General features: G+C 68.5%; 18 protein-coding genes. 9 read left to right on the top strand and 9 right to left on the bottom strand.

The features are described 5' to 3' along the window. Nucleotides 1-58 precede the first annotated feature (58 nt). The 7 genes from IE278_RS11655 (at nt 59) to trxA (ending at nt 9787) form a co-directional block, all read left to right on the top strand. On the top strand, nt 59-2470 hold the full coding sequence (locus tag IE278_RS11655) for a DUF6049 family protein (RefSeq protein ID WP_189771395.1): 2412 nt from the start codon (nt 59-61) through the stop codon (nt 2468-2470). A gap of 46 nt (nt 2471-2516) precedes the next feature. Then, complete coding sequence (gene murJ / locus IE278_RS11650; protein ID WP_189771393.1) at nt 2517-4733, top strand: murein biosynthesis integral membrane protein MurJ; 2217 nt, start codon at nt 2517-2519, stop codon at nt 4731-4733. A 118-nt stretch (nt 4734-4851) separates the two neighbouring features. Beyond that, nucleotides 4852-6576 carry a protein kinase family protein gene (locus IE278_RS11645; RefSeq protein ID WP_189771392.1) on the top strand — a complete coding sequence of 575 codons (1725 nt, stop codon included), beginning with the start codon at nt 4852-4854 and terminating at the stop codon, nt 6574-6576. Nucleotides 6577-6602: 26 nt separating this feature from the next. Next, nucleotides 6603-7313 carry an RNA polymerase sigma factor SigM gene (gene sigM / locus IE278_RS11640; protein WP_189771390.1) on the top strand — a complete coding sequence of 237 codons (711 nt, stop codon included), beginning with the start codon at nt 6603-6605 and terminating at the stop codon, nt 7311-7313. Then, nucleotides 7310-8248 carry an anti-sigma factor family protein gene (locus IE278_RS11635; protein ID WP_189771388.1) on the top strand — a complete coding sequence of 313 codons (939 nt, stop codon included), beginning with the start codon at nt 7310-7312 and terminating at the stop codon, nt 8246-8248. Before sigM ends, IE278_RS11635 begins: the two co-directional genes overlap by 4 nt. Nucleotides 8249-8442: 194 nt before the next feature. Continuing rightward, nucleotides 8443-9411, top strand: a complete 969-nt coding sequence (gene trxB / locus IE278_RS11630) for a thioredoxin-disulfide reductase (RefSeq protein ID WP_189771386.1) — start codon at nt 8443-8445, stop codon at nt 9409-9411. Between the two features lie 43 nt (nt 9412-9454). Continuing rightward, the gene (trxA, locus tag IE278_RS11625; protein WP_055611482.1) at nt 9455-9787 is read left to right on the top strand and encodes a thioredoxin; all 333 of its coding nucleotides are present in this window, start codon (nt 9455-9457) and stop codon (nt 9785-9787) included. A 115-nt stretch (nt 9788-9902) separates the two neighbouring features. Here trxA and IE278_RS11620 read toward each other — a convergent pair whose 3' ends face one another. From IE278_RS11620 to rpmH, 9 genes are all read right to left on the bottom strand, one after another. Then, nucleotides 9903-10520 (bottom strand): GNAT family N-acetyltransferase, encoded by a 618-nt coding sequence (locus IE278_RS11620; protein WP_107020409.1) that lies wholly within the window; start codon nt 10518-10520, stop codon nt 9903-9905. Nucleotides 10521-10844: 324 nt separating this feature from the next. Then, nucleotides 10845-11948 (bottom strand): ParB/RepB/Spo0J family partition protein, encoded by a 1104-nt coding sequence (locus IE278_RS11615; RefSeq protein WP_189771384.1) that lies wholly within the window; start codon nt 11946-11948, stop codon nt 10845-10847. Then, nucleotides 11945-13018 (bottom strand): AAA family ATPase, encoded by a 1074-nt coding sequence (locus IE278_RS11610; RefSeq protein WP_189771546.1) that lies wholly within the window; start codon nt 13016-13018, stop codon nt 11945-11947. The genes IE278_RS11615 and IE278_RS11610 overlap by 4 nt, the downstream gene beginning before the upstream one ends. A gap of 395 nt (nt 13019-13413) precedes the next feature. Then, on the bottom strand, nt 13414-14130 hold the full coding sequence (gene rsmG, locus IE278_RS11605) for a 16S rRNA (guanine(527)-N(7))-methyltransferase RsmG (protein ID WP_107020406.1): 717 nt from the start codon (nt 14128-14130) through the stop codon (nt 13414-13416). A gap of 139 nt (nt 14131-14269) precedes the next feature. Continuing rightward, nucleotides 14270-14782, bottom strand: a complete 513-nt coding sequence (locus IE278_RS11600; RefSeq protein ID WP_189771382.1) for a Jag family protein — start codon at nt 14780-14782, stop codon at nt 14270-14272. A gap of 19 nt (nt 14783-14801) precedes the next feature. Then, nucleotides 14802-16088: a membrane protein insertase YidC gene (gene yidC / locus IE278_RS11595; protein ID WP_189771380.1), complete on the bottom strand. Its 1287-nt coding sequence runs from the start codon at nt 16086-16088 to the stop codon at nt 14802-14804. Between the two features lie 3 nt (nt 16089-16091). Further along, nucleotides 16092-16457, bottom strand: a complete 366-nt coding sequence (gene yidD / locus IE278_RS11590) for a membrane protein insertion efficiency factor YidD (protein ID WP_107020403.1) — start codon at nt 16455-16457, stop codon at nt 16092-16094. Continuing rightward, entirely contained in the window at nt 16454-16825 is a 372-nt protein-coding gene (gene rnpA, locus IE278_RS11585) for a ribonuclease P protein component (protein ID WP_189771378.1), read from the bottom strand. Before rnpA ends, yidD begins: the two co-directional genes overlap by 4 nt. A gap of 20 nt (nt 16826-16845) precedes the next feature. Then, entirely contained in the window at nt 16846-16983 is a 138-nt protein-coding gene (gene rpmH / locus IE278_RS11580) for a 50S ribosomal protein L34 (protein ID WP_003967884.1), read from the bottom strand. A 418-nt stretch (nt 16984-17401) separates the two neighbouring features. On the opposite strand from rpmH, the gene dnaA reads away from it, so the two are divergent. Next, a complete protein-coding gene (gene dnaA / locus IE278_RS11575) occupies nt 17402-19300 on the top strand; it encodes a chromosomal replication initiator protein DnaA (protein WP_189771376.1) in 1899 nt (632 codons plus the stop codon). A 1009-nt stretch (nt 19301-20309) separates the two neighbouring features. Then, entirely contained in the window at nt 20310-21440 is a 1131-nt protein-coding gene (gene dnaN, locus IE278_RS11570) for a DNA polymerase III subunit beta (protein ID WP_107020400.1), read from the top strand. Nucleotides 21441-21488: the final 48 nt, after the last annotated feature.

Raw genomic sequence — 21488 nt, 5'->3', positions numbered from 1 at the left:
ACCATGCGTGGACGCACATTCCGACGACCACTGACGACGACGAGGGACGGGCGAGCGCGTGGCCGAGGCGGCAGACTTTCAGGGGACCAGTCCCTCACCTGCCCGCCGGTGGCTTCGGCGCACGGGAGCACTGCTCGCCGGGGCGCCTCTGCTGGCCGGCGTCCTACAGCTGCCCATTTCCTCGGCCTCGTATGCCGCTGAACCCAGTGCCGCCGCCGAGGCCACCGGCTCCCGTACGGTCGGCGTCTCGCTGGACGCGCTCAGCCCGAGCGTCCCCTCCGACGGGGACACGCTCACCGTCTCCGGCAGGATCGTCAACAACGGCAAGCAGGCGGTCACCGCCGCGCACGTCGGACTGCGGGTGGGCCCGACGCTGAACGGCCGCTCGGCCATCGACGACGCCGCGAAGAGCAACCCCTACGCGGGCTCGGAGGTCGGCGGCAAGTACGTGGCCAAGTTCGCGAGGCTGGCTCCGGGCGTCCCGCAGACGTTCAGCATCTCCGTCCCCGTCGACAAGCTGGACCTCGGCTCCGACGGCGTCTACCAGCTCGGTGTCACGCTCACCGGCCGGACCACCGCCGCGCCGTACGACCAGATCCTCGGTATCGAGCGGACCTTCCTCCCGTGGCAGCCGGAAGCCGCGGACACGAAGACGAAAACCACCTACCTGTGGCCGCTGATCTCGACCTCCCACATGACGGCCGAGACGGGTTCGAACGAGCAGCAGACCCCCGTCTTCGCGGACGACGACGCCCTGGCCGCCGAGATCTCCCCCGGTGGCCGTCTGGAACAGCTCCTCAGCCTCGGCAAGGACCTCGACATCACCTGGGTCATCGACCCGGACCTGCTCGCCTCCGTCGACGCCATGACCCGCGGCTACCGGGTCCAGGTGGACGGCTCCAGCACGACGACCACGGCCGGCACGCACCAGGCGGTGGCCAAGCAGTGGCTCGGCAAGCTGGAGAAGGCGGTCGAGGGCGAAGAGATCGTCGCTTTGCCCTTCGCCGACCCGGACCTGGCGTCCCTGGCGCACAACGGCATCAGGGTGACCGGATCCCTGAGCCATCTCAAGGACGCCACCACCGCGGCCGCGATCACCGTGGAATCGGTGCTCCATGTGACCCCCAGCACGAGGTACGCCTGGCCCGTGAGCGGAGCGATCGACCCGTCGATCGTCAAGGTCGCCACCTCGGCGGGCGCGGACACGGTGCTCTCCCGCAGCGACAGCCTCCAGGAGACCGGCGCCCTGCCGTACACGCCCTCTGCGGCCCGGCCGATCGGCGGCGGCACCACGGCGGTCGTCGCGGACGCCCGTCTGTCGACGGCCTTCCAGGGCGACATGACGGTGGCCGGCAACTCCACGCTCGCCGTGCAGCGGTTCCTCGCGCAGAGCCTGATGCTCACCCGCCAGGCGCCGGACAAGCAGCGCAGCGTCGTGGTCGCCCCGCAGCGCATGCCGACCGCCAGCCAGGCCCAGACGATGGCGCAGGCCCTGACGGCGCTCCAGGACGGGAACTGGTCGGAGTCCGCCGAGCTGTCCGCGGCCACCAAGGCCAAGCCGGACGCGGGCGCCACCACGCGGGTGCCGTCGAAGTCCGTGTACCCCTCCTCGCTGAAGAAGCAGGAGCTGTCGCAGGACGCCTTCGAGCGGATCGAGGAGACACAGAAGAAGCTCGACAGCTTCCAGGTGATCCTCTCCGACAAGTCCCGCGTGGTCACCCCCTTCGGGCGGGCCATGGACCGGTCGATGTCCACCTCCTGGCGCGGCCGTGCCGGCGAGGCGACGGCGTACCGCGACGGTGTGCTGCACTACCTCATCGACCTCACCGAGGGCGTCGGGCTGATCGACAAGTCCGAGGCCAAGCTCTCGGGCCGCAGCGCCACGATCCCGGTCACCGTGCAGAACAACCTCGTCCAGGGTGTCGACCACCTGGTGCTGCGTCTCACCTCCACGCAGCCGAGCCGCCTCAGCATCGGCGACGGTGACTTCCAGGAGCAGCCGGTCGCGGTCTCCGGCGGACACAGCCAGTCGGTGAAGTTCACCACCAACGCCCACGCGAACGGCCGGGCCGGGGTGATCGCCCAGCTGTACACCGAGGACGGCCAGGCGTACGGACCCGCGGTCGCCTTCGACGTGAAGGTCACCGAGATCACGGCCACGGTCATGCTGGTCATCGCCGGCGGCGTGCTGCTGCTCGTGCTCGCCGGGTTCCGGATGTACACGCAGCGCAAGCGGGAGGCCGCCCGCCAGGCCGCGCAGGAAGCGGACGCCGTCCCCACGGACGACTCGGCGGAGCACACTCCCGCCACCGCCGACGTGGAGAGCGCCGACGAGACGCAGGACGGCCCCGACCGGGCGTCCACGACCGAGTCGAGCACCCCCGACCCGGAGCACCCGAGTGACCCTTCACCGGACACCGCACCGGAAATCACCGACCCGTCCGGCACGGGTGAGAGAGTGGACCGTTGAGCGATGTCGTGGCCGGTGGGCCCGGGGACGATGAGGTGGGGTAACCATGAACGCGCCGTACGACGGTGACCGCGGTCAGGGCGCGGGAGGCTCCGGCCACCCCGACGGCCCGCCGCAGGGCCCGCCGGATCCTGGCGAGGTGCCTCCGCAGCCCGCGGCCGAGGTGTACTTCCAGGACGCCTATGCCCAGGACCCCTACCGGGCCCAGGACCTGTCCGCCCAGGACCCCGTCACCGAGGCCCTCTACGACCGCGCCGCGCATCCTCCGCCGCCGCCCGGCACGTACCCGCCCCAGACTCCGCTCTACGCCCAGCCGCCCCAGTCCCCGTACGCACCCGACCCCCGCGTGTGGGCCCAGACCCCGGCGCCCGAGCCGGAGGGCCCCACCCAGTACCTGCCGTACGGCGACGATCCCCGGACGACGCAGTTCGTGGGCGTCGACGACCTGGTGACCCAGGCCGGCGAGGAGCGCCACGAGCCGGACGCGTTCGCCCATCTCTTCCGGGACCAGCAGCAGGGCGGTGTCCAGCCCCCCGCCGGGCCGCCCAGCGTGCCCCCGCCGGCAAGGGAACAGGCTCCGGCCGCCGCGGCGCCCTCCGCGCCCACGGCCGCCCCCGCCAAGAAGTCCGGGGGCCGTGCGTCGGGTCTGCTGAAGTCGAGCGCCGTGATGGCGGCCGGAACCATGGTGTCCCGTCTCACCGGCTTCATCCGCTCCGCGCTGATCGTCGCGGCGCTGGGTGTCGGCCTCCTCGGTGACACCTTCCAGGTCGCCTACCAGCTGCCGACGATGATCTACATCCTGACCGTCGGCGGCGGCCTCAACTCCGTCTTCGTACCGCAACTGGTCCGTGCCATGAAGGACGACGAGGACGGTGGTGAGGCATACGCCAACCGTCTGCTGACCCTCGTCATCGTGGTGCTCGGCCTGCTCACCGCACTGGCGGTACTCGCCGCGCCCCTCCTGGTCCGCGCACTGTCGACGCGGGTCGCGGGCGATCCGGCCGCCAACGACGTCGCCGTCACGTTCGCCCGCTACTTCCTGCCCACAATCTTCTTCATGGGCATCCACGTGGTGATGGGTCAGATCCTCAACGCGCGCGGGAAGTTCGGCGCGATGATGTGGACCCCGGTCCTGAACAACATCGTCATCATCGTGACGCTCGGACTGTTCATCTGGGTGTACGGCACCTCGGGCAGCTCGCACATGGAGGCCTCGACCATCCCGCCGGAAGGCGAGAGGCTGCTCGGCATCGGTGTCCTGCTCGGTCTCGTCGTCCAGGCCCTCGCGATGATCCCGTATCTCCGTGAGACCGGCTTCCGGCTGCGGCTGCGCTTCGACTGGAAGGGCCACGGACTCGGCAAGGCCGCGATGCTCGCCAAGTGGACCGTGCTCTTCGTCCTCGCCAACCAGGCCGGCGCGATCGTCGTCACCCAGCTGTCCACCGCTGCGGCGGGCAACGACTCCGGGAGCAAGGGCACCGGCTTCGCCGCCTACGCCAACGCCCAGCTCATCTGGGGCCTTCCGCAGGCCATCATCACCGTCTCCCTGATGGCCGCCCTGCTGCCGCGGCTCGCCCGCTCGGCCCACGAGGGCGACACCGGAGCCGTCCGCGACGACATCTCCCAGGGGCTGCGCACGACAGCCGTGGCGATCGTGCCGATCTCCTTCGGCTTCGTCGCACTCGGCATCCCGATGTGCACCCTGATGTTCGGCGCGTCCGGGACCAGCGCCGCGACGAACATGGGGTACATGCTGATGGCCTTCGGCCTCGGTCTGATCCCGTACTCCGTCCAGTACGTCGTACTGCGCGCCTTCTACGCGTACGAGGACACCCGCACCCCCTTCTACAACACGGTCATCGTGGCCGTCGTCAACGCCAGTGCCTCCGCGCTCTGTTTCCTTCTGCTTCCCTCGCGCTGGGCGGTCGCGGGCATGGCCGCCTCGTACGGGCTCGCCTACGCGATCGGCGTCGGGGTCGCGTGGCGGCGGCTGAGCAAGCGGCTGGGCGGCGACCTGGACGGCGGTCGCGTCCTGCGTACCTACGCGCGGCTCGCGATCGCCGCGGTACCGGCGGCGCTGCTCAGTGGCGCGGCCTGCTACGGAATCAGCAAGTCGCTGGGACAGGGCGTCGGCGGCTCGCTCGTCGCCCTGCTCGGCGGTGGTGTCGTACTGCTCGGTGTCTTCTTCGTCGCGGCGCGACGGATGCGCATCGAGGAACTGAACGGAATGGTGGGCATGGTCCGCGGGCGCCTTGGGCGCTGAGAGCGGGGTAGGCGCACAACCATCGTCCGCGACCGCGTGTCGTGCAGAGGGACGGACTGTGGGCACAATTGGCTTTGGCGTCGGACAGCGCGCAACGAATGGGGAGGCAGGAGCGACGGTGGCGGAACGGAGCACGGCTGCCGTCGACGTGGCGGACAGCAGCGGCGATGAGCCGCTGACCGCGAAGGCGGACCAGTCCACGGCCGACGGGGTGGCCCAGAACCGGGAGCGGGACACGGACAGCTCGCAGAGCAAAGAGGCGCAGGGGAGCGGGGGGAACGAGAGCCCCGGCAGGACTTCACCGCCCGAGTTGCACAGTGGTCACAAACTCGCCAGACGTTATCGCCTGGAGGAGTGCGTCACCCGTCTGGACGGGTTCAGCAGTTGGCGTGCGGTGGACGAGAAACTGCGCCGTGCCGTCGGTGTGCATCTGCTGCCCGCCGACCACCCACGAGCGCGTTCCGTCCTCGCGGCGGCCCGTTCGTCCGCCCTGCTGGGCGATCCCCGGTTCGTCCAGGTCCTGGACGCGGTCGAGGAGAACGACCTCGTCTATGTGGTGCACGAATGGCTGCCCGACGCCACGGAGCTGACGACGCTCCTGGCCGCCGGAACGCTGGAGGTGCACGAGGCGTACCAGATGGTCAGTCAGGTCTCCCAGGCGATGGCCGCCGCGCATCGCGAGGGGCTGGCCCATCTGAAGCTGACCCCGGGTGCCGTGCTGCGCACCTCGTCCGGTCAGTGGCGCATCCGGGGCCTCGCTGTGAACGCCGCGCTGCGCGGCATCACTTCCGACACCCCGCAGCGCACGGACACCGAGGCGATCGGCGCCCTGCTGTACGCCGCGCTCACCCAGCGCTGGCCGTACGAGGACGACGCGTACGGTCTCTCCGGGCTGCCCAAGGGCGTCGGTCTCATCCCGCCCGACCAGGTACGGGCAGGCGTGCACCGCGGGCTGTCCGAGCTGGCGATGCGCGCACTCGTCAACGACGGCGCCACCGCGTCCCGCCAGGAGCCTCCGTGCACCACGCCGGAGGAGCTGGTGAAGGCGATCGGCGAGATGCCCCGCATCCGTCCGCCCGAGCCGGCGTTCAACGCGCCGCCCGAGTATCAGCGCACGACGTACCAGCAGGGCAACTACGGCCGCTCCGCGCCGCACCCGGGATCCACCCAGGCGATGCCGGCGCCGCTTCCCCCGCTGCAGACCCGCACCGGCAAAGCCCTCAAGTGGGCCGTGTCCGCGCTTCTGATCGCCGCGCTGGGACTCGGCAGCTGGCAGCTCGCCGACGCGCTCATGGATCACGGGAAGTCCGACGAGACGGGCGACACCCAGATCACGGACGACAACGACAAGAGCAGCGACAAGACGAAGCCGGCCAGGCCGCTCACGATCCAGAGCGCCGCGGAGTACTACCCGGACGGCAAGCCCCAGCACGCGAACGACGTGGGCCTGACGTACGACAAGGACAGTTCGACGTACTGGAGGACGTACTCCTACCGGGGCGGCCCCAAGCTGGCGCCCTTCAAGCAGGGCGTCGGAATCGTCTACGACCTCGGATCCGAGAAGTACGTGTCGTCGGCCTCGATAGGGCTGTACTACCCGGGTGACCACACGACGGCCACGCTGTACGCGGCCAACTCGTTGTCGTCCTCGCAGAGTCTGGGTTCGATGACGAGGATCGCGTCCGGCACGACCAGTACGACGGACTTGAAGATGTCGGCCAAGAAGGCTGTGAAGACCCGGTACGTTCTGGTCTGGATCACCGCGGTGCCGAACGCGGCCGGCGACCAGTTCAGCGGCGCCGGTTACAAGCAGGCGATCACCGACGTGAAGTTCACCGGCTGAGGAGTAACCGAGGGGGAGGGGGTTCGATGGCGGACGGCGCCTTCAGCGAAGTAAGCGATCAGGACCTCCTCGCCCGTCATGTCGAGGGTGATCCCGATGCCTTCGGCGAGCTCGTGCGGCGCCACCGCGACCGGCTCTGGGCCGTGGCCCTGCGGACACTGGGTGACCGCGAGGAAGCCGCTGACGCCGTCCAGGACGCTCTCGTCTCCGCCTACCGGGCCGCCCACACCTTCCGCGGCCAGTCGGCCGTCACCACGTGGCTGCACCGGATCACGGTGAACGCCTGTCTGGACCGGGCCCGCAAGACGGCCTCCAGGAAGACCTCCCCCGTGGACGACACGGAACGCCTGGAGCAGCTTCTGGAGCCGCACGAGTCGGCTTCCGCGCCGGCCGAGCGCAACGATCTGCACCGTGAGCTGCTGGCCGCCCTGTCCACCTTGCCCGCCGACCAGCGGGCCGCCCTCGTCCTGGTGGACATGCAGGGCTACCCCGTGGCGGAGGCCGCCAGTCTGCTGGACGTGCCGACCGGCACGGTCAAGAGCCGCTGTGCTCGTGGCAGAGCCAGACTCCTCCCCCTGCTCAAACACCTGCGTACGGACAGCGGGAGCGACAGACCGAGCAAGAAGTCGGGCGAGGGAAGGAACCGTACGGAGGGGACATCCGTCCCACCCGCAGCGGGACCACACGACGGACCAAGCGATTCAGCGGCTGTGAAGGGCGGAGGTGGGCGAGCATGACATCAACGACCGACACGGCCGGGCACCCGGACGTCACGGAGATCTCCGACCTCACCGAGGGTCTGCTCCCCCCGTCCCGTTCCGCCGACGTACGACGCCACCTGGACGACTGCCCGCTCTGCGCCGACGTGCACGACTCGCTGGAGGAGATCCGCGGACTGCTCGGTACGCTGCCGGGTCCACTGCGCATGCCCGACGATGTCGCGGGACGTATCGACGCCGCCCTCGCAGCCGAGGCCCTGCTGAACGCCACGGCGCCCGGCACCTCGGGTACGGAGACCCTGTCGCCCGCGCACGCGTCCCACCCACCGGCCGACAGCGAGAGCGACGGCCGACATGTTTCACGTGAAACATCGACCGTCACGGGTCGCCCCGCGGGACGCCCGCGTGCCGCCACCGGACCGGGTCGTACGAACCGCCCGCGCCGCGGGCGTCGCGGCACCGTCGTCCTGGGCGCTGTGTTCACGGCCGCCGCGCTGGGCCTCGGAGGCCTGCTCATCCAGTCGATGGGGGGCGACAGCTCGAGCAACGACCCGACGTCGGCCTCCCCGCAGCAGAGCGACTCCGCGAACACCTTCGCCGGGGAGAAGCTGGAGAGCCAGGTCGCGGACCTCCTCGCCAAGGCGGAGGAGGAGAAGGACAGCGGTCCTCGCAGCTCCCGCCCCCAGGGCACCGCGTCCAGCGATGGACCGGGCATCTTGAAAACTCCCACGGAATCGGTGCCCAGCTGCGTCATGCAGGGGATCGGCCGCGATGCGATCCCCATCGCTTCCAAGCAAGGCTCCTACAAGGACGCGGACGCCTATCTCGTGGTGCTCCCGGCCGCCACCGACCTGAGTCAGGTCACCGCGTACGTCGTCGACTCCGCCTGTGTCGACAAGCCGTCGGCCTCTGCCGGCAAGGTCCTGCTGGAGCACACCTACCCGCGCGGCTGAGCCTGCTCGGCTGCCCCACGGACCGCCCTCGGCCCACTTCGCTCCGGCCATGGCCTCCCCCTGCGGCGACTCGTCTTCGTGTGCCCGGACACAGTGGGAATGCACGCCCCTTAGGATCCGTTGGGTGGGGTGAGAGTTCCGAGAGAAGCTCCCCCGGTCGTACGTAGCAGTCCCCAGAGACGAGGAATCAAGCCGTGACCGACGTCCGTAACGTGATCATCATCGGCTCCGGCCCCGCCGGCTACACGGCGGCGCTCTATACCGCGCGCGCGTCACTCAAGCCGCTGGTCTTCGAGGGCGCCGTCACCGCGGGTGGTGCCCTTATGAACACGACCGAGGTGGAGAACTTCCCCGGCTTCCAGGACGGAATCATGGGCCCCGAGCTCATGGACAACATGCGGGCGCAGGCTGAGCGCTTCGGTGCCGAGCTGATCCCGGACGACATCGTCTCGGTCGACCTCAGCGGTGAGATCAAGACCGTCACGGACACCGCGGGCACCGTCCACCGTGCGCGGGCTGTCATCGTCACCACCGGCTCGCAGCACCGCAAGCTGGGCCTGCCGAAGGAGGACGCCCTCTCCGGACGCGGCGTCTCCTGGTGCGCGACCTGTGACGGCTTCTTCTTCAAGGACCAGGACATCGCCGTGATCGGCGGCGGCGACACCGCCATGGAGGAGGCGACCTTCCTCTCCCGGTTCGCCAAGTCCGTGACCATCGTCCACCGGCGCGAGACACTGCGCGCTTCCAAGGCGATGCAGGAGCGCGCCTTCGCCGACCCGAAGATCAAGTTCGTCTGGGACAGCGAGGTCGCGGAGATTCAGGGCGACCAGAAGCTCGCCAGCCTGAAGCTGCGCAACCTGAAGACCGGCGAGATCTCCGAGCTGCCTGTCACCGGCCTGTTCATCGCGATCGGCCATGACCCGCGCACGGAGCTCTTCAAGGGCCAGCTCGACCTGGACGGGGAGGGTTACCTGGAGGTCGAGGCGCCCTCGACGCGCACGAACCTGACGGGTGTCTTCGCCGCCGGCGACGTCGTCGACCACACCTACCGCCAGGCGATCACCGCGGCCGGCACCGGCTGCTCCGCGGCTCTCGACGCCGAGCGCTTCCTCGCCGCTCTCGCGGACGGCGAGCCTGCGGAGCCCGAGAAGACCACTGTCTGACCCCCCATCCGCCCCACCGCACCAACCAGTTAAGGAGCCCGCCGTGGCCGGCACCCTGAAGCACGTGACAGACGACTCTTTCGAGCAGGACGTCCTGAAGAGCGACAAGCCCGTACTGGTGGACTTCTGGGCCGCTTGGTGCGGTCCGTGCCGCCAGATCGCGCCGTCCCTCGAGGCGATCGCCGCCGAGTACGGCGACAAGATCGAGATCGTCAAGCTCAACATCGACGAGAACCCGGGTACGGCCGCCAAGTACGGCGTCATGTCCATCCCGACCCTGAACGTCTACCAGGGTGGCGAGGTCGCCAAGACCATCGTGGGTGCCAAGCCGAAGGCCGCGATCGTGCGGGACCTTGAGGACTTCATCTCCGAGTAATGCAGCAAGCCGTCGCTCGCGGGCGACGATGTTTCACGTGAAACATGGAGGGGCCGACCCAAGCGGGTCGGCCCCTCTGTTTGTTCAGCACAGTCCGCTCCGCACGCGGTCCGCTCTACAGCGGGCGCAGGGCTGGTTCCTTCTGTACGGCCCCCAGCAACCGGTCGAGCGCCAACTCCACGTCTTCCTTCCAGGAGAGCGTCGTCCGCAGCTCCAGACGCAGACGCGGGTACGTCGGGTGCGGTCGGACGGTCTTGAAGCCCACGGCCAGCAAATGGTCGGCAGGAAGGACACAGGCGGGCTCCTTCCACCGGGCGTCCCCAAAGGCCTCGATGGCTTTGAAGCCTCGCCGCAGTAGATCCTTGGCAACCGTCTGGACCATCACACGCCCGAGCCCCTGCCCCTGGAACTCCGGCAGGATGAAGGCCGTCATCAACTGGATCGCGTCGGGCGAGACCGGGCTCGTGGGAAATGCCGTCGAGCGCGGCACATAGGCGGGCGGTGCGTACATCACGAAGCCCACCGGTGCGTCGTCCACGTAGACGACCCGGCCGCAGGATCCCCACTCCAGCAGAACAGCGGAGATCCACGCCTCCTTCTCCAGATCGGGAGTGCCTGCCTTTACCGCGGCCTGGCCGCTGACTGGGTCCAACTCCCAGAAGACACACGCGCGACAGCGCTTGGGAAGGTCCTGAAGGTTGTCCAGCGTGAGCGGTACGAGCCGGCGCCCCATGAAGGCAGTTCCTCGCTTCCCTCGCCCGCGGCATCGCGAGCGGCTGTCAGAGCGCTCCGTTCCCTGAGCAGGCTGCCGACGAACCCGCCGACCGCGCCCAGCCCCAGGCCCGCGCTCACCAGTCCTGTGCGGCTCACCGTTCGCATGGCCTCCGCCTCCCCACAGAAGGTACTGCCAGGTGAATGCGCCATACCCGAATGCATCGTATCCACGATGCGATTCCATCGATACCGACAGAAAGCAAAGAGCGGGCCGTGTTCCGGTACACACCGGACACAGCCCGCTCCACTGCCGGGCCGGTCGCAACCGACCGGCCATCGAGACTCAGGACTCCGGGTCCTCGGAGTCGTCGTCCACGAGACTCTTCTGCAGAACCGGTCCCTCACCCGGAGCGAGCGAGCCGAGGATCCGCTCCAGGTCCTCCACCGAGGCGAACTCGACGGTGATCTTGCCCTTCTTCTGACCGAGGTCGACCTTCACCCGGGTCTCGAAGCGATCTGAGAGACGACCCGCGAGATCGTTGAGCGCCGGAGAGAGCAGAGAACCGGCCCTCGGTCCCTTGGCGCGAGGCGTCGACTGCGGCCGCGAACCCATGAGGGTGACGATCTCTTCCACGGCCCGTACCGAGAGCCCTTCGGCCACGATGCGATGGGCCAGACGGTCCTGCTCCTCCGAGTCCGCGACGGAGAGCAGAGCCCGCGCGTGTCCGGCGGAAAGAACTCCGGCGGCCACACGACGCTGAACCGACGGCGAGAGCTTCAGCAGACGCAGCGTGTTGGAGACCTGAGGACGTGACCGCCCGATGCGGTCGGCCAGCTGGTCGTGCGTGCAGTTGAAGTCCTGGAGCAACTGGTCGTAGGCGGCAGCCTCTTCCAGCGGATTCAGCTGCGCCCGGTGGAGGTTCTCCAGCAGAGCGTCCAGGAGAAGCTTCTCGTCGTCCGTGGCTCGCACGATCGCCGGGATGGCCTCCAGCCCCGCCTCACGGCAGGCCCTCCAGCGCCGCTCGCCCATGATGAGCTCATAGCGCGCCGGTCCCGCCTGCCGTACGACGACCGGCTGGAGAAGCCCGACCTCCTTGATGGAGGTGACGAGTTCAGCGAGCGCGTCGTCGTCGAACACGTCTCGGGGCTGACGCGGGTTCGGCGTGATGGAGTCGAGGGGCAGCTCGGCGAAGTACGCACCCACAGGTGCCGCCGGAGCCTCCCCGAAGACGCTCACCGACGGCTCTTCCGGCTCATGCGAAACCTGGGCCGGCGGGAGCGAGGCGACCTTGGCCGCCGCCACCCCGCGCTCGGCGGTCAGCACCGGTACGGCTCCCGGCGATGTGGATGCTCCGCCCATCGCCGGTGGTACTGCCTTCTCCCCTGTCGGGGCAGCCGGGATCAGTGCGCCGAGACCACGGCCCAACCCCCTCCGTCGCTCGCTCACTGGATCCCCTCCACCATGCTCTGTTCACTGTGTGCGCCCATGTGGGCATGCTGCGCGTCGTAGGCCACGCCGGCTCCGCGCAGTGCGATCTCACGCGCCGCCTCAAGATAGGAAAGGGCGCCGCTCGATCCCGGGTCGTAGGTCAGCACCGTCTGCCCATAGCTGGGGGCTTCGGAGATACGGACCGAGCGCGGGATGCTCGTTCGCAGTACCTCTTCGCCGAAGTGGCTGCGCACCTCGTCGGCGACCTGGGATGCGAGGCGCGTCCTGCCGTCGTACATGGTGAGCAGGATCGTCGACACGTGCAGGTTGGGGTTGAGGTGCCCCCGTACCAGGTCGACGTTGCGCAGCAGCTGGCCCAGACCCTCCAGTGCGTAGTACTCGCACTGGATCGGGATGAGGACCTCGGCGCCCGCGACGAGCGCGTTGACCGTCAGCAGTCCCAGGGAAGGCGGGCAGTCAATCAGGATGTAGTCGAGCGGCTGCTCGTACGCCAGGATCGCCCGTTCCAGTCGACTCTCACGTGCCACCAGGGACACCAGCTCGATCTCCGCACCGGCGAGATCGATGGTGGCAGGCGCGCAGAAAAGGCCTTCGACATCTGGAACCGGCTGAACAACCTCGGAGAGTGGCCTGCTGTCGATCAGCACGTCATAGATGGACGGAACTTCGGCGTGATGGTCGATCCCCAGCGCGGTGGACGCATTGCCCTGGGGGTCCAGGTCGATCACCAGGACCCGGCCACCGTGCAGCGCGAGAGAGGCAGCAAGGTTGACCGTGGTCGTGGTCTTTCCGACCCCGCCCTTCTGGTTGGCGACCACCATGACGCGGGTCTGCTCGGGCCGTGGCAGGCCCTCACCGGCTCGACCTAGAGCCTCCACAGCAAGTTGGGCAGCACGACCGATGGGAGTGTCGTCCATCGGGGGCGGTGTTTCACGTGAAACATCGTCCCCGATCGACTCGGTTCGGGGACCGGGGACCGGATCGGTCATCGGTCCCGCGATGTTGGCGTCGGACCGCAAGGATTCACTCTCCTCGACTTCAGGCTCGCAATGAACAGAGCCTCCCATGCCATCGGGGTCGTGAACCAGCGAGGCCCGTGCTTCTGTGGAGAAATCCACCTCTGTGGACAACTCCGTGCCCTCTTCGGGGGGCGTGCTTCGGCCAGGAGAGGCTCTTTTCCCAAAGGATCCCAGGGATCCCAGCGGGTTACGGTCGCGGGGTTCGGCTGCGGCGCGGCCGCGACCGATGATGCCGTGCAGCAATGAGCGACGTTTCACGTGAAACACGATGCACAGCGCGCGGGGCCGCCCTCGCGCGACACTCCGGCATGCATAGGTTCGGCAGCTTGTGTGGAGTACGTCTCGTCGTCAGGACGGATCAGTCACCATGGCTCCGCCCCGACGACGTACACGCACCATCCGGCGATGTACACCCGTCCTCCGGCGCCTCCGCCGGGCCGTGGTCAGCGGCGCCTCCTGGTCCTCCCCGTCCGCGCTGCCTTCGCTCGTTTGGCCGCGAACCGCACACCCCCGGGGCTCTCCCCGACCTCCACACGCACCACCGTGGCCAGGGGTTCCACCACGCCCTCGCCCACGTGCAGCACCGAAGTGTCAACGGCTCCGAGCTTGCTCAGGGCGGCTCCCGCGTTCTTGACCTCTTCCTCCGCGGTGTCGCCCTTGAGGAGCAGCATCTCTCCGTACGGACGCAGGAGCGGGACTCCCCAGGCCGCGAGGCGGTCCAGAGGAGCCACGGCCCGGGCCGTCACCACATGGACCGGAGGCAGCTTGCCGAGGACCTCCTCGGCGCGCCCACGGACGACGGTGACATGGTCGAGCCCGAGCAGCTCGACGACCTCGTTGAGGAAGTTCGTGCGCCGCAGCAGCGGCTCAAGCAGCGTGATCTTGAGGTCCGTGCGGACAAGGGCCAGGGGGATGCCGGGCAGACCGGCCCCGGACCCGACGTCGCACACGGTCACGCCCTCCGGAACCACTTCCGAGAGCACGGCGCAGTTCAACAGATGCCGCTCCCACAGACGAGGCACTTCACGAGGACCGATCAGACCGCGCTGAACTCCCACGTCGGCCAGCAACTCCGCGAAACGAACCGCGTCCGCGAAGCGATCACCGAATACCGCCCGAGCCTGCTCGGGCGCAGGGGGGAGCTCCGCTGCCTCCGTCACGGGGAACCGTCCTTCCGTACCGCTTGAGCGCACTGCGCGCTGACTACCAGGACTATCAGGAACTATCGACAAACACCGGGCTGACAAAATTCGGCCCCGCCTGCGGACACAGACGGGGCCGGAAGTACGACGTGCTTGATCAGGCGGGGAGCACGACGACGAAGCGCTGCGGCTCCTCGCCCTCGGACTCGCTGCGCAGGCCGGCCGCCTTGACGGCGTCGTGCACCACCTTGCGCTCGAAGGGCGTCATCGGATTCATCTTCACCGGCTCGCCGGAGCTCCTGACCTCGGCCGCAGTTTTCGCGCCCAGCTCGGAGAGCTCCTCACGCTTCTTGGCGCGATAGCCCGCGATGTCCAGCATCAGCCGGCTGCGGTCTCCGGTCTCCCGGTGCACGGCCAGGCGGGTGAGCTCCTGGAGTGCCTCCAGCACCTCGCCGTCACGGCCGACCAGCTTCTGCAGGTCGCGGCTGTTGGAATCGCTGATGATCGAGACGGCCGCACGGTCGGCCTCGACATCCATGTCGATGTCGCCGTCGAGGTCGGCGATGTCCAGCAGACCCTCGAGGTAGTCGGCCGCGATCTCGCCCTCCTGCTCCAGGCGGGTCAGGGTGTCGCCACCCTCAGGGGCAGCGGCGGTGGTGCCTTCCGTCACGGGATGGACTCCTTCTTGCTTACTTCTTGGACGGGGACTTGGGCCGCTGCGGACCCTTGCGCTGTCCGGACTGGGCCTTGCTGCGGGTGCCGCCGGACGCGGGCTTGCCGCCTGCCGGCTTGGGGCCGGGCTTGGCGTCCTGCGGTTCGTCGGACTTGCTGAGGGAGGTCTTCGGCTCGGACTCGCCCGCGGCCTTGGCACCACCCTGGACCGTGCCCGCCTGCCGCTGGGACTTGCTCTGCCGCTTGGGCTGCTGGCGCTTGGGAGCCGCGCTCGTCGCCGGGGTGCCGTCCTCGGTCTCGACCAGGGTCGAGGCCTCGCTCTTCACCACGTTGCCGTCGGCCTGGGCCGCCAGGCCCGCCTTGCTCAGACCGTTGATGAACTTGCGCTCGAACTCGTTGCGGTCACGGCCCTTGGCGACGATGGCCTTGACGATGGCCTTCTGACCGCGTCCGCGGGTCTTGCCGTGCTGAGTGATGTGCTTGGTCAGCCGCTCCAGGTACGAGGCCTGGGCCTTGGAACCCGGCGTCGGGTTGTTGCGGATGACGTACATCTGCTGGCCCATGGTCCACACGTTGGTGGTCAGCCAGTAGACGAGGACACCGACGGGGAAGTTGATGCCGAAGACGGCGAACATGATCGGGAAGACGTACATCAGCATCTTCTGCTGCTGCATGAACGGCGTCTTCACCGTGGTGTCGACGTTCTTCGTCATCAGCTGACGCTGCGTGTAGAACTGCGAGAACGACATCAGGACGATCATGATCGCCGTGACGACGCGCACGTCGGTGATCGTGGAGCCCAGTTCCTGGACCTTGGCGCTGCTGTCCGTGAACTTCGAGGCCAGCGGGGCGCCGAAGATGTGGGCCTTCTGCGCGCTCTCCAGCAGCCGGTTGTTGATCACGCCGATGGTGTCGTTCGACGCGATGCTGTTCAGCACGTGGTAGAGAGCGAAGAAGAACGGCGACTGCGCCAGGATGGGAAGGCACGAGGAGAGCGGGTTGGTACCCGTCTCCTTGTACAGCTTCATCATCTCTTCGGACTGGCGCTGCTTGTCGTTCTTGTAGCGCTCCTGGATCTTCTTCATCTCGGGCTGCAGCGTCTGCATCGCCCGCGTCGCCTTGATCTGCTTCACGAAGAGCGGGATCAGGCAGATACGGATCAGGATCACCAGGGACACGATGGACAAGCCCCAGGCCCAGCCCGTGTCCGGGCCGAAGATGGCGCCGTACACCGAGTGGAACTGGACGATGACCCAGGAAACGGGTGTCGTGATGAAGCTGAAAATACTGGCAATCGTGTCCACTAATCAGGCTCCTTGAGCATGGGACGGGGTCTCGGCGGCCGGGCTTGAGGGATGGTTGGACATACCGTGCCCCTCGGTGGCCGGTTCGGCGGCGGAGTTCCCGCCCTTGCGTGCACGCCAGGCGTTGCGCGGCATCTCGTGCCACCGCGGACGCTTGCGCGGCGGGACATGGTCCACACCGCCCAGCGACCACGGATTGCACCGCAGGATGCGCCAGGCGGTGAGTGCCGTTCCCTTGATCGCACCGTGCCGGTCGATGGCTTGGTACCCGTAGTGGGAACACGACGGGTAGTACTTGCACACCGGCCCGAGCAACGGGCTGATGGTCCACTGGTACATCTTGATGAGAGCCAGCAGCGGGTACTTCATCGCGCGCCCCCTCCCATCAGCCGCTCCAGGGCGGCGTCCAGGTCTCGGGCCAGCTGGGCATGGTCGGCGTCGCCCGCACCGGGCAGCGCTCGTACGACTACCAGGCTACCGGGGGTCAGCCGAGCCACTCGCGTACGCATCAGATGGCGAAGCCGACGCTTCACCTTGTTGCGTACGACGGCTCCGCCCACGGCTTTGCTGACAACGAAACCCGCACGCGTCGGGGGAGTGCTCTCCCCAGGCACGTGCGGGTCTGTTGCACCGCTACGAAGGTGGACGACGAGGAGCGGGCGTCCGGCCCGGCGTCCTCGGCGTACCGCGGTCGCGAAGTCCTCGCGCCGCCTCAGCCGATGCTCGGTAGGCAGCACGTCATGACCTGTTTAGGTAATCAGGCGGACAGGCTGCTGCGACCCTTGCCACGGCGGTTCGCGAGAATCGCGCGGCCGGCACGGGTACGCATCCGCAGGCGGAAGCCGTGGGTCTTGGCGCGACGGCGGTTGTTCGGCTGGAAGGTGCGCTTGCTCACTCGGGGGCTCCAGAAAGAATCGGTGGCGGCGGAGTGCCGTCCTGGCTGTCACCGTGCGCCAACGAGTAGCTCGCATTACGCCCGAGTGCACCGCTTCCCGATCACTCTTCGCGATCTGTGCCCATCGGAGGCAGGCGGCAGCAGCCATCGACAACTCGACCTGGTCACGGTACGCGCGGCTACGCCATCCGGTCAAACCGGCGCTGCCCGGGAGACACTGTCCACAGGCTGGGGACAACAACTTGAACCGCATGGGTCGCCCTGACTACCGTGGCCGGACTCCGGTTCGTTCCCTTCTCTCCGCTCCATCTCATTCGTTCCGGCCGCTCCAGCGGCTTCGTCCACCCCGTTCACCGAGTTCCAACCCAACCCGTCCCAGGAATCACACGTTCGTGGGACCCGTGAGAGAGCGTGCCCTGTGGCTGACGTACCTGCCGATCTTGCCGCAGTGTGGCCACGAGTATTGGAGCAACTTCTCGGGGAGGGCCGCGGCCAGGGTGTCGAGACGAAGGACGAGCACTGGATCAAGCGCTGTCAGCCGCTGGCGCTGGTGGCGGACACCGCACTGCTCGCCGTCCCGAACGAGTTCGCGAAGGGCGTCCTCGAAGGGCGCCTGGCGCCGATCGTCAGCGAGACGCTGAGCCGCGAGTGCGGTCGGCCGATCCGTATCGCGATCACCGTCGACGACTCCGTCGGGGAGTCCCCCGCACCGTCGTCGCCGCCCGTCCAGCAGTCGCAGCAGCGGTACGAGGAGCCCGAGCGCCCTCCCTCGCAGGACCGCGACGGCTACCGCGGATACGGCCGCCATCGCGCGGACGACCGCATGGACGGCCGCATGGACGACCACCAGCAGGGCCGCCCCGATCAGCAGCAGCCCTCCCACGAGGACCAGCTCCCGACGGCGCGCCCCGCGTACCCCGACTACCAGCGCCCCGGACCCGGCGCCTGGCCGCGGCCTCCGCAGGACGACTACGGATGGCAGCAGCAGCGGCTCGGCTTCCCGGACCGCGACCCCTACGCGTCCCCGCCGCGGGACTACCGGCAGCAGCCGGGCCGCTCGCCGTACGACCAGCGGTCCGACTACGAGCAGCAGCGGCCCGACTACGACCAGCCGCGCTCGGACTACGAGCGTCAGGACCGCCGTGACCGGTCCGAGCCGCCGTCCCCGTCCGGTATGGGCCATGTCCACCGCGGCGGCCCCGTGGGCTCGTCGCTGCCCGCCTCCAGCGGGGCGCCGGGCCCGCTGGCCGCGCAGCCGGCGCCCGCGACGGGCCCCGGCGAGCCCACCGCACGCCTGAATCCGAAGTACCTCTTCGACACCTTCGTGATCGGCGCCTCGAACCGTTTCGCGCACGCGGCCGCGGTCGCCGTCGCCGAGGCGCCGGCCAAGGCGTACAACCCGCTCTTCATCTACGGGGAGTCCGGCCTCGGCAAGACGCACCTGCTGCACGCGATCGGGCACTACGCGCGCAGCCTCTACCCGGGCACGCGGGTGCGGTACGTCAGCTCCGAGGAGTTCACGAACGAGTTCATCAACTCCATCCGCGACGGCAAGGGCGACAGCTTCCGCAAGCGGTACCGCGAGATGGACATCCTGCTCGTCGACGACATCCAGTTCCTGGCGGACAAGGAGTCGACGCAGGAGGAGTTCTTCCACACCTTCAACACGCTCCACAACGCGAACAAGCAGATCGTGCTCTCCAGCGACCGGCCGCCCAAGCAGCTGGTGACGCTGGAGGACCGGCTGCGGAACCGCTTCGAGTGGGGTCTGATCACCGATGTCCAGCCGCCCGAGCTGGAGACCCGTATCGCCATCCTCCGTAAGAAGGCGGTACAGGAGCAGCTCAACGCCCCGCCGGAGGTGCTGGAGTTCATCGCGTCCCGCATCTCGCGCAACATCCGCGAGCTGGAGGGCGCGCTGATCCGGGTGACGGCGTTCGCGTCGCTCAACCGGCAGCCGGTCGACCTCGGTCTCACCGAGATCGTCCTCAAGGACCTGATCCCCGGCGGCGAGGACTCGTCCCCGGAAATCACCGCGCCGGCCATCATGGCGGCCACCGCCGACTACTTCGGCCTCACGGTGGAAGATCTGTGCGGTTCCTCCCGCAGCCGGGTGCTGGTGACGGCCCGCCAGATCGCCATGTACCTCTGCCGCGAACTCACGGACCTCTCCCTGCCGAAGATCGGCGCGCAGTTCGGCGGCCGCGACCACACGACCGTCATGCACGCCGACCGCAAGATCCGCGCGCTGATGGCGGAACGCCGCTCGATCTACAACCAGGTCACCGAACTCACGAACCGCATCAAGAACGGCTGACACGCACGGCGGTACGTCGCTGAGGGCGCCCCGGGACTCGTTCCCGAGGGCGCCTTCGCCGTTCCGGCACCCCTTTCAGGCCCTCGGCCCCCCCTCCCGGACGCCTCTCGGACCCCTCAGGAGCTACGTCCGACCCCTCCAGGCCCCCTCCAGGACCCCGCCCGAGCCCTTCCGGAGCCCTTCCGGAGCCCTTCGGGAGCCCGTCCGCCGTTACCCGACAGCCATCAGCTGTTCGAATACGCGCCGGGTTACGGCCGCCCTCCACAGATTCGGGGACTTTCTTGTGTCCACACCCTGGGGACTGCGAAGTTGTCCAGATCGTGTCCACAGGGGCGGCTGCTGAAAGAGAATCAGCCCAGCTCAGTCGCCTGTGGATCCGTGGACAAAAGATCTCCACAGGCTGTGGACAAAGAAAAGATCCACAGGCTGTGCGGGAGGTTGTCCACCGGCGACCCACAGGCTAGGGGCAGTTGTCCCCAGTGATCGTCAGCTTCTCCACATCGCTGTCCACTGTTCGGCAACACGACGCGCGTTCTCACCGGGTCGAGTGAAAGGCGTCACACGAAGGTGCCGGGTTGGGCTGTGGGGAACGTGGGTAAAGCTGGGGACGGCGCTGGGGAGAAGTACCCCCTGCCTGTGCACGGAGTGTGCAGAACTTTTCGCCGTCCACAGAAGAGGCGTGTTATCCACCGCCTCCACCCACAGGGTCAGTGGACAAAAAAGCGGTTCTGACCTGCGGAAACGGGGTTATCCACGGTATCCACAGCCCCTACTACTACTGACAACTAGAGAGAGTCAGAGAACCGTTTCGAAGTCTGGGCTGTGCACAACTCTCGCTCGGAGCCCCGACCGCCGCTCGGAACGACTTGACCCCGAGAGGCACCGACTGTCAGTGCGGTGCGTCAGACTGGTCCCCGGCGACCGGCCCATCGGTGGGCTGAGCGACGCCGAGTCAGACGACCAAGGCCAAGCAGGGCGAGAGCGCCGGCAACAGACGGAGGCGGCAACGGTGAAGATCCGGGTGGAACGCGACGTACTCGCGGAGGCAGTGGCCTGGGCGGCACGCAGCCTCCCGGCCCGTCCACCGGCGCCTGTGCTCGCCGGCCTCCTTCTCAAGGCCGAGGAGGGCGCGCTGAGCCTCTCCAGCTTCGACTACGAGGTCTCGGCACGCGTCTCCGTGGACGCCGAGATCGACGAGGAAGGCACGGTGCTCGTCTCCGGCCGCCTGCTCGCCGACATCTGCCGCGCCCTCCCCAACCGGCCGGTGGAGATTTCCACAGACGGTGTACGGGCGACGGTGGTCTGCGGCTCCTCCCGCTTCACCCTCCACACACTGCCTGTGGAGGAGTACCCGGCGCTGCCGCAGATGCCGTCCGCGACCGGCACCGTCCCCGGTGAGGTCTTCGCCTCGGCCGCCGCCCAGGTGGCCATCGCGGCGGGCCGCGACGACACGCTGCCGGTGCTCACCGGTGTGCGCATCGAGATCGAGGGCGACACGGTCACCCTCGCCTCCACCGACCGCTACCGCTTCGCGGTCCGTGAGTTCCTGTGGAAGCCGGAGAACCCGGAGGCGTCCGCGGTCGCCCTGGTGCCCGCCAAGACGCTCCTGGACACCGCCAAGGCGCTCACGAGCGGCGACAGCGTGATCCTGGCGCTGTCCGGCTCCGGAGCCGGTGAGGGCCTGATCGGCTTCGAGGGAGCGGGCCGGCGTACGACCACGCGTCTGCTGGAGGGCGACCTCCCGAAGTACCGCTCGCTGTTCCCGACGGAGTTCAACTCGATCGCCGTCATCGAGACCGCCCCCTTCGTGGAGGCCGTCAAGCGTGTGGCCCTGGTCGCCGAGCGCAACACCCCGGTGCGGCTGAGCTTCGAGCAGGGCGTGCTCATCCTGGAGGCCGGCTCCAGCGACGACGCACAGGCTGTGGAGAGGGTCGACGCCCAGCTGGAGGGCGACGACGTCTCGATCGCCTTCAACCCGACGTTCCTGCTCGACGGACTGAGCGCCATCGACTCACCCGTCGCGCAGCTCTCCTTCACGACGTCCACCAAGCCGGCGCTCCTCAGCGGCAGGCCCGCGCTGGACGCCGAGGCGGACGAGGCCTACAAGTACCTGATCATGCCGGTGCGGCTCAGCGGCTGACGAAGAGCCGCAGGTGAGGGCATACGTCTGAGCGGCTATGCCCACAGA

The organism is Streptomyces tauricus (genome assembly GCF_014650955.1).
GTDB lineage: Bacteria > Actinomycetota > Actinomycetes > Streptomycetales > Streptomycetaceae > Streptomyces > Streptomyces tauricus.
This window is presented reverse-complemented; position numbering and strand designations above follow the sequence as displayed.

Bases quoted from the DNA above. Each gene is read 5' to 3' on its own strand.
- murJ (WP_189771393.1), top strand. From the start codon at position 2,517: ATGAACGCGCCGTACGACGGTGACCGCGGTCAGGGCGCGGGAGGCTCC.
- sigM (WP_189771390.1), top strand. From the start codon at position 6,603: ATGGCGGACGGCGCCTTCAGCGAAGTAAGCGATCAGGACCTCCTCGCC.
- IE278_RS11635 (WP_189771388.1), top strand. From the start codon at position 7,310: ATGACATCAACGACCGACACGGCCGGGCACCCGGACGTCACGGAGATC.
- IE278_RS11620 (WP_107020409.1), bottom strand. From the start codon at position 10,520: ATGGGGCGCCGGCTCGTACCGCTCACGCTGGACAACCTTCAGGACCTT.
- IE278_RS11610 (WP_189771546.1), bottom strand. From the start codon at position 13,018: ATGGGAGGCTCTGTTCATTGCGAGCCTGAAGTCGAGGAGAGTGAATCC.
- yidD (WP_107020403.1), bottom strand. From the start codon at position 16,457: ATGAAGTACCCGCTGCTGGCTCTCATCAAGATGTACCAGTGGACCATC.